At 46.1% G+C, this 8,407-nt stretch carries 4 protein-coding genes and 2 tRNA genes; all 6 read right to left on the reverse strand.

The features are described from left to right. Positions 1 to 127: 127 nt before the first annotated feature. Positions 128 to 1,237, reverse strand: coding sequence for an omptin family outer membrane protease (locus PHS46_06900; protein ID MDD3906236.1), 1,110 nt, complete (start codon positions 1,235 to 1,237; stop codon positions 128 to 130). Positions 1,238 to 1,547: 310 nt separating this feature from the next. Continuing rightward, positions 1,548 to 1,796 carry an antitoxin gene (locus PHS46_06905; protein ID MDD3906237.1) on the reverse strand — a complete coding sequence of 83 codons (249 nt, stop codon included), beginning with the start codon at positions 1,794 to 1,796 and terminating at the stop codon, positions 1,548 to 1,550. Beyond that, positions 1,783 to 2,052, reverse strand: a complete 270-nt coding sequence (locus tag PHS46_06910; protein ID MDD3906238.1) for a toxin — start codon at positions 2,050 to 2,052, stop codon at positions 1,783 to 1,785. The genes PHS46_06905 and PHS46_06910 overlap by 14 nt, the downstream gene beginning before the upstream one ends. Positions 2,053 to 2,369: 317 nt before the next feature. Then, positions 2,370 to 2,447, reverse strand: a tRNA-Glu gene (locus PHS46_06915). Positions 2,448 to 2,593: 146 nt separating this feature from the next. Then, a tRNA-Leu gene (locus PHS46_06920) sits at positions 2,594 to 2,678 on the reverse strand. 58 nt (positions 2,679 to 2,736) lie between these two features. Beyond that, entirely contained in the window at positions 2,737 to 7,545 is a 4,809-nt protein-coding gene (locus tag PHS46_06925) for a filamentous hemagglutinin N-terminal domain-containing protein (protein ID MDD3906239.1), read from the reverse strand. Between the last annotated feature and the right edge of the window lie 862 nt (positions 7,546 to 8,407).

The raw sequence follows: 8,407 nt of genomic DNA on the forward strand, positions 1-8,407 counted from the left end.
ATATTTCTCCGGTGTGAATTTTTATTTTAAATGGGTAAGAAAAACCTCACCCCAATACCCGGACTAAAGTCCGGGGTATCGGGCGGCAGGATAAAAAGAATACCGCTAAATAAAAATATCCTGAAAACTAAAAAGCGTAAGACGCATGGCCGATCACGCTCAGCTGATCTGACCATACATAGACGCCTCTTTTCGACGTGTAATCTATGCCGCGTGGATGGTTTTCATCTCTGATAACTCCCGTCGTTCTTATCCAGAGATAATCTACGTCCAATCCGAGCTTAACGGTATCTGAGATGACCATATCGGCGCCGGCGAGAAAATACATAGAATTGCCGCGCGAGGCTATGTGAGAGATAAGGTTTCCCCTCCTCTGCAGGTGGAAATCCTCGTTATATCCGTAAACCGGCCCCCAGTCCGCTTCCGTATGCAATTTGATCGCCAGGTTTTTAGACATCTTCGGGAAATTGCACACCGTCCTGAAGCCTATCTGATAAATATACCAGTCCTGTTTAAAGCGTATAAAGTCGCCATACATAATATTGGATGTCGTATCGCTCGGGGCGCCTCCATCCACGTCCAAATCATACCACTCCCACTGCGTCCCATCATACGTAGTAACGTCCGTCCTCTGATACTGGAACGCGAATAGCGGCCGCACTTCCAGCCACTTGGGCAATCTAAGCCAATCGGAAATATTAAAATCGATATCACTGCGGCAATTAAAACCTTTATCGACACGCAGATCGCCTTCGGAATATACGGCAAGAGCGTTTATAGAGTCAATGGTCGTCCAATCCGAATCTTTCATTACTCCGTCGGAAACTTTGGAAATGTTAACGCCGAGCTTACTGCCTATCGACCATCTCGGGCAGGTGCGGCGAAGGGTAAAATCGAGCCACCAGGTATTCATCGGAAATTCCAGCCTGCTTAACGGAGTGGTATATGGCTCGTCTTTGTCGCCGTATTGATATGAATTATGGCTTGCTATGTAGCGGCGCACGTCGAGATCAAACTCCCAGTTTTTCGGAATACTAAGCGCGCTTTTATTTTTTGTTACTTCAGTTGCGGTGTCAACGGCGGTAGAGGAAGGTAGTGGATAATGGCCGAAAATATCTGAAACTATGTCCCTCCAGGTTGTCTTCGCTATATCGGCAGATTTTTCGCCGGCCCAGACGACATTTGGTAAAACAGAAAGCGCTAAGATTACTACTACAGTGCGTAAAACTTTAATCATTCGCCTGTCCTCCTATTATTTTTTAAGCGGGACATAAAAAAACAGTGCCAGAGAAATTCTAACACTGTGAATAATTCTATTATTGGGATTGTCCATAACGCTACGATTATAGCATATAATTTTATATTTGAAAATAGTCAGCATAAAACTAGCTGATTGATACTCTACACACCTCTCTACTCTTAAAGTAAGAAAGAGATTCTTGGTAGCTCAAAAGAGATTTGAACCTCTCTTGCACTCAAATACAGTAACCTGTTAAGTAAGAAAGTTGGTTTTTATGCGAATTTGCCACAAAATACCGCCCAACTTATTAATTGGCTTGAGCTATTCGATGTATGACCTCGGAGATAAAAGTCTGATATCTAATGCCCAATTGATGCGCTTTATGCTTGATATTCTCAAGGTCATGGCTATTGACGCGGATGTTTAAAACCGCATCCTTCTTCCTTGCGGCTATAGCATTGATTATTTGCTCATATTCCTGTTTATCCACCGGAACAAAATGTTCAAGGCTATCTTCAATGACCCTCTCTTCTCTGGTTAATTTAATCTTTCTCATAACGGCTTCCTTTCTTGTAAATCTTCATCAGTTTTCTGCTTGGATATATTGTTTTCAAAAATATTACATCACCTTCTATCACATAAGGCACAGCCCATAAATAACTTTTATGCTGATAAATAAGAATCTTCTGATTTTCCCTGCTTGGGTGTTTACGTATATCGATTAACTTAGAGGCAATAATCTCTTCAAACGAAACACCTCTAGTTCGTTTTAACCTCTCGCTCTTAAGTGCATTCCATTTGATCGTCTTCATATCTTGTATATACATATTGTATTATATAATCTTGAAAAGTCAAGAAAAATCTGATCGGAAAATTTAATACGTTGCGGCATGAAGCATCTTAAGCTTGCCTCAATTCTTCAAGCATAGCCGGACGGTTACTATATTTTATGGATAGTTTTGCCACTTGGGCCCTGTAAGAGCTCGAGAAATACTGCGGTAGATTTACAGAATATCAATCAAAGATAACGCCCTAACTCTTTAACGCGTGGCCAAATAAAAAAAGCCCGACGAATGCTTCTCGTCGGGCAATTATTGTACCTCATTATCTCGAAATGAGTTACGGATACTGGTAGCCCCATGGGGATTTGAACCCCAGTCTTTAGGCTGAGAACCTAACGTCCTAGGCCAGGCTAGACGATGAGGCCGCGAAACTTTCTTCGAAGTATCTTAGACTCCAGGGCCTGAAAATCTTCTTCGAAAGATTTGCTGAAGTCCTTCGATTTTCCGGAGGAAAATCGAAGTATCTTAGACTCCAGGGCCTGAAAACTTTCTTCGAAAAGTTTTCAGAGTATGGTGCGCGGGACAGGACTTGAACCTGCAAGGGTTGCCCCAACAGCCCCTCAAACTGTCGTGTCTGCCAGTTCCACCACCCGCGCATGAAAATACAGACAGTTATTATACAAAACGCGGTCGGAAATAGCAAACATAATTGGGTTATTTTTTATTATTGATGCTCTTTTTATCGGCGGGTTTTTCCGCGCCTGACGGCAGGCCTACGGCACGTAGAGGCAGAGGATTATTTCCGGGCAGTAAAATCTTTGCGGCATTTTCACTATCAAGCGATACTTTTACGGTTGCATTTTCAAAACCGTCTTGCCTTGAAGGCTCAGGATCCCTGCTCGCGGGCTCATGGACATTCTTAGGCTTCAGTTCGGGCATTTCTACAGGGGTACTAAAGATCGATAGCTTATAAGATCCCGAGCCGCTTTTCTCGAGCAACTTAGCGGATTGAGCCATCTGAGATTGAACCAATTGCATATTCGCTGTCGGTATACTTATATTAGAATACGCGGGAGCCGACAACATTACTCCGCCCGGGCCCATCATCATGCCGCCACCCATAGCGCTCGTTATCATCATGGACGATGTTGGATTGAAGAAAAAGATCGCATTGTTTATCTGAGGCGTATTTGTATTACCGCTGGGCGCTGGTACCGGCCTGGCGGTTCCCATCCAATTTGTACAACGGGTAAATAGGCTCGTAGGGTCGTATATGGTAGCGCCTAAGTTATTCGAGTCGTATCCGTCAAGATACTGAGTTACTACAGCGCCTTCAGGGTTTATCTTCCATTGGGTATTGGTAGTTCCTGTTGTGGAGCTCTTGAATATGAGCTTACTTGTAGATGTGCCTTTAAGTGTTAGGATACCTTTGATATCCTGCAACTTGTCGGCTTCGAATATGAGGGATTTGCCGGCTACTTCACATGTGAAGTCGTAGAATGTATTATCCCCTGTTATATTGGCGTCGCCCGTACCTACAAATTCTACCTCACCTGTGCCATAAGTAAATGTACCTGAGTTATTATACCAGCTACCTGATAATGTTATGTCGTAGTTACCTGAGGCAAGGGTAGAGCCGCTTCCTATGGTTAGATCACCTGTTATGGTGGTATCGCCTGCTAATGTCTTGGTATCCACACCCGATAAGGCAAGATTCACGTATGTGAGTGTATTATCTATTGCCTGGGCTGTTGCGCCACTGTATTCCACGGTCGAACCTGCGTTCAATGTCGGGCTCGCGAATCCGATGTAGTTACCCGCGAAGGTGGCGGCGTCTACCTTGAGGGTACCCGTAACATCGAGAGCTGAGGTGCCGGAGCCGGTCAGCGTTGAACCGTTGGGGTCGAATGTGCCAGCAGAAACGCTAAAGTCACCGTAGACATTAGCCGCACCCGCTAAAGTAAAGGTAGTAGCAGTATGATTCACGTCGAGATTATAATAATTCGTAGCGGCAACATTAGTAGCGGAGGAGCCCTGATAACTTATAGTGCCTGTAGTAGTGTCAATACGTCCTCTAGACCCTACGATTAAAGGCGTACCGGAACCGGATAATATAAGAGTATGCCCATCAAGACTCAATGTAGCCACATTAAGAGTGAGGCTATTTATTGTGCACAAATTGGTAACGGTAGTATTGCCATCCAGAGTATAAACCCGACCACTAAGGAGAATATATTCGCCGATCTTGAGATTATAATAGGTAAAACTGCTATCTATGATAGCATCGGCATCAGTAACATAACTAACAGTTGAACCGGGGTTAAGCGTTATCGTCTCAAATCCAGAATAGGCGCCAGTAAACGTTGTCTTGCCAACCGTTATCGTTCCGCTAACCAATAGAGCATTTGAACCGCCGTTGCCCGTAACCGTATAGATAGTAGAGAATTTGAGATTAGCTGGCACAGTAAGCGTACCGTTAATAATAATGTCAGTATAACAAGTAGCATCTGCTAATAACGTTAAATTATTAAAGCTCGAAGTGGCAGACATATTAATATAGTTGAACCCGGCTCCACCGCCTATAATAACCGTGCCGGAAATATTGGTAAATGCGCCCGAAGAGCTAAAGCAACTTTTAGCATTTATTGTCGTAGATGTCGCGGTAAAAGAACTACTGCCACCTGTACCAGCTGTGCCACCATTGCCACCGGCACCTACTTCAGTGCTCCCCGTCCCGCCTATGCCGCCGATACCGCCGGGGCCACCCCAATCACCGCCGCCTGCGCCACCATCGCCGCCGGTAGCGCCATCGCCACCCACACCTGTACCGGGATTGCCAGCGCCGCCGGTATTTCCACCGCTACCGTCAGAAACCGTTATATTACCCTCAACAGTTATATCCCCGCCACCGCACGTAAATGTCGCCACACCGCCATCGCCACCGGTACCGCCCACACCGCCATCGCCACCGGTGCCACCATTGCCACCATCGCCGCCCTTGCCGCCGGAGCCTCCGGGACCTATTGGATCGCCTGTTGTGGAACCTGTGCCGCCATCGCCGCCACCGCCGCCATCGCCGCCCACGCCTGGCGATCCGCCGTCGCCACCTGTGCCGCCATCGCCGCCCACGCCACCTACAATATCCAGATCTCCATTTATAATTATATCCCCAATACCGCCATTAAAGATCGCGTCAAGACCCGTGGTGCCGGTGCTACCGGTGCTTCCGGTAGCTCCTTTATTACCATTGGCGCCTGCTATGCCATCAGCGCCTCCTTGTCCTGTATAAGCTTCGCCGTTACCACCCCTACCTCCGGTACCGCCAGTATCGCCAACGCTACCGGTACCACCCATGCCGCCTGTTTCGCCATCGGTACCTCTCACGGCGAGACCGCCTACCGTAAGCGTTTGGCTTCCCGCGTTAAATGTAGCGCCGCCATTTATCGTCATGTTGCCGCTAACCGTTATTGTGGATGTACCACTCGCGGAATCGGCTGTAAATGTACCTCCAGACTGCGCCCAACCGCCAGAACTTACGTCAATTGTAATATTATCGGCTATATCCGATCGCGTTATCGTTGATAAATAATTGCTTGCAATAGTTACTCCATATATGCTAATGCTTCCATCTATTATGCATGAACCTGAGTTTCCATCAAAGATCACCATATCATCAGATGTCGGCAAAAAGTCCGCGCTGGTAGCCCCACCCGACGAATCGGACCAGTGGTTCGCCGCATCCGACCAGTCACCACTACCTACCCAGTAACGATCGGCATCCCATCCTGAAGCATTAGTTTTTATGACAGTGCCGGATTTTACCTGGATAGGCGTTGCAGGGCCTGTAGCGATAGAGTCGTAGACTTTAACATAGGCGAGATACGCGTTGCCCTGAGCGTCACTTACGGCGTTAATGTATATGGTGAATTCGTTGCCTTCCCCTGGAACGGAGGACTGCAGAGTAATGTAGGCGTCGGAGGTGCCTTCTATGGTAAGGGTGCCTGTTATGGTATAGGTGTGTCCTGATTCAAAGGTTATGACTTTGCCTGGGACTATGCATGTAAGGTTGGAGAATGTGATATCGCCATAGAGGTTTATAGGATCTGCCCCTATGAGATTGATGGAGTTCGCGATTAAATTAAGTATTGCGTCTTTATTGTAGAGAATTGAGCCGAAGCCGCCCTCGGGCGGGCCTCTTAAGAGTATAGATGTGCCTATGCCTGTGGATTCGAGTATATCGAAGTCGCCTGTAGTCTTTCGTATGTTAAGGGTGTCGGCGTCTATTTTAAGGGGCTTATCGTATGTGCCGAACTGGTTTGCTATTAAAGTAAGAGTGGGAGCTGTAAGTATAACTGCTGAACTCGTATCTATAAGGCCGTCAGATTTCAAGGTGACGTTACTTGTTGTAAGGTATGAGACGTTTAAGCCTGTACCTTCTATCGTGATCAAGGTATCGTTAATAGTAAGTGTTTCGATGTAGAGAGTGGGGCCTGTTTTGTATATTTCCACATTGGGCGATAGGGCGGTGATATTTTCCAACGTCTCCCCTGTTAAGCTTATAAGAGTAGGCGAAGAATCACTGCCAATATAAATATTGTCCGCTGTCATCGCGGCGGTTACATTAACAGACATGTCCGAATCTATCTCGATATCACCTTCCGAGGTAAGTGTGCCCGCTATGGTAACATTAGAGCCTTCAGCAACTATCTTTATCTTGCCGTTCTCACTTACAAGTCTCGTAGCTCTTATGATACCGGTGTTATTGACAGCGTTCTCGAATATACCCTGGGCGGTCTTGGCTGTCAGGAACACCTGATGAGCTTCGAGAGTTCCGGAATTAGCGATAGCGTCTTTTACGGTAGAGCCATCGGCATTTACCACACTGCCGGATGTAGCCTCGGTTACTTCGACATTGATGAAACCTTTCGCATCGAATGTAACGACCGTCTTATCTCCTGAGGCCAAATGTATCGTACCCGCTGTCGCTACTATGATGCCTCTATTCTCAACAGCGGATGCGATTAAAGCGATGTTGGTTCCCCGGATAGTGCCCTCATTGAGTATCCTGGCATAGTCCGCACCCTGGTCTCGCAAGAGCGCGTAGTTGCCATTTATGAAATTGGTATTGGATACGTCGAGAGTGGACATCACGAGGTTATTGGCGTTTATGTTGGCGGTGCTGGTTACGTTGATGCCATTGGAGTTGACGAGCATTAAGAACTGTATGTATGAATTAAAATTGCCTGATATCGTGGTGGCTTCAGAGCCTGTTACTCTGAACAATGCCGATGCTGAATCGGCCTGTGATACTACGTTTACGGTGGTATTCTGCGGCACGTTGAATGTAGTAAACTCGGCTATGGAATTATTTGCTACGGTATACGTGGTAGTATTGGTAGCGGAATCGGTAGATACCTGGACGTCACCGGACACAACCGTCATGTTAGTGCCATCCGCAAATACCGAAGTGGCAGACAACATAATAAACGCCGCGAATAATAGGATTCGGGTTAAGGTTTTCATTATAATCACCATATGGTTCTACTATAAGTATAACATATATTATACTGCAAGTCAATGGGTAGCGAGCATTCCCTTCTTCAACCTCGGAGGTTGGCCAGTTTGTCTAACCGCGGAGGTTGGCCAGTTATTTCAGTCGGATAACCTACGCGGTTAAACGGTGCGATTCAACTAACCAACCTCGCAGGTTAACGCACAAAAACAACATGCAACCTGCGAGGTTTTAACCGACTTAACCTCGGAGGTTGCATGTTGTATGATGGCGTTAACCTCCGAGGTTATTTATCATGTTAAATTTTCCAAAACCCGCATGTTCTGGTATAATCTGATATGTATACAGCATATTAGATATGGGAAGAACCAAACTAACAGGAGCGATACATATGTATGAATCGTTAAAATCGTTTCTATTAAAAACACGGCATAAAAGCACGAAGATCGCGCCACCTATTGAGGAGATAATCTGCGGAAATATTGTTACGGTTCATAGAACTTGCGGAAAGCTAAATTGCAGATGTAAAAGTGGGGTTAAGCATCGCTCACTCTATCTATCACAACGACACAACGGTAAGACAAGAATGACCTATATCCCAAAACAATCCGAAGAAATGGCATTCAAATTTGTGCAGAATTACAAGAGAATGAAGACTGTGTTAAATAGGGTCTCGGAATATAACGTTCTTCTTCTTGTCGAACCCAAGCGGCGTAAATAATAAGTATATGGTTTTGGCGCGTCTTTTTACAGCGATCTGCCGGTTTCGGTGAGGCGGAGCATGAAGGCGGTTATCTCTTTGCCGATATCTTTGGCTTTTATGAGGATGAATGTGAAGAAGCCCTGGAGGGTATTCTTCAATTCCAATATCGC

Source organism: Candidatus Omnitrophota bacterium, assembly GCA_028699255.1.
Classification (GTDB): Bacteria; Omnitrophota; Gorgyraeia; order 2-01-FULL-45-10; family 2-01-FULL-45-10; genus FEN-1322.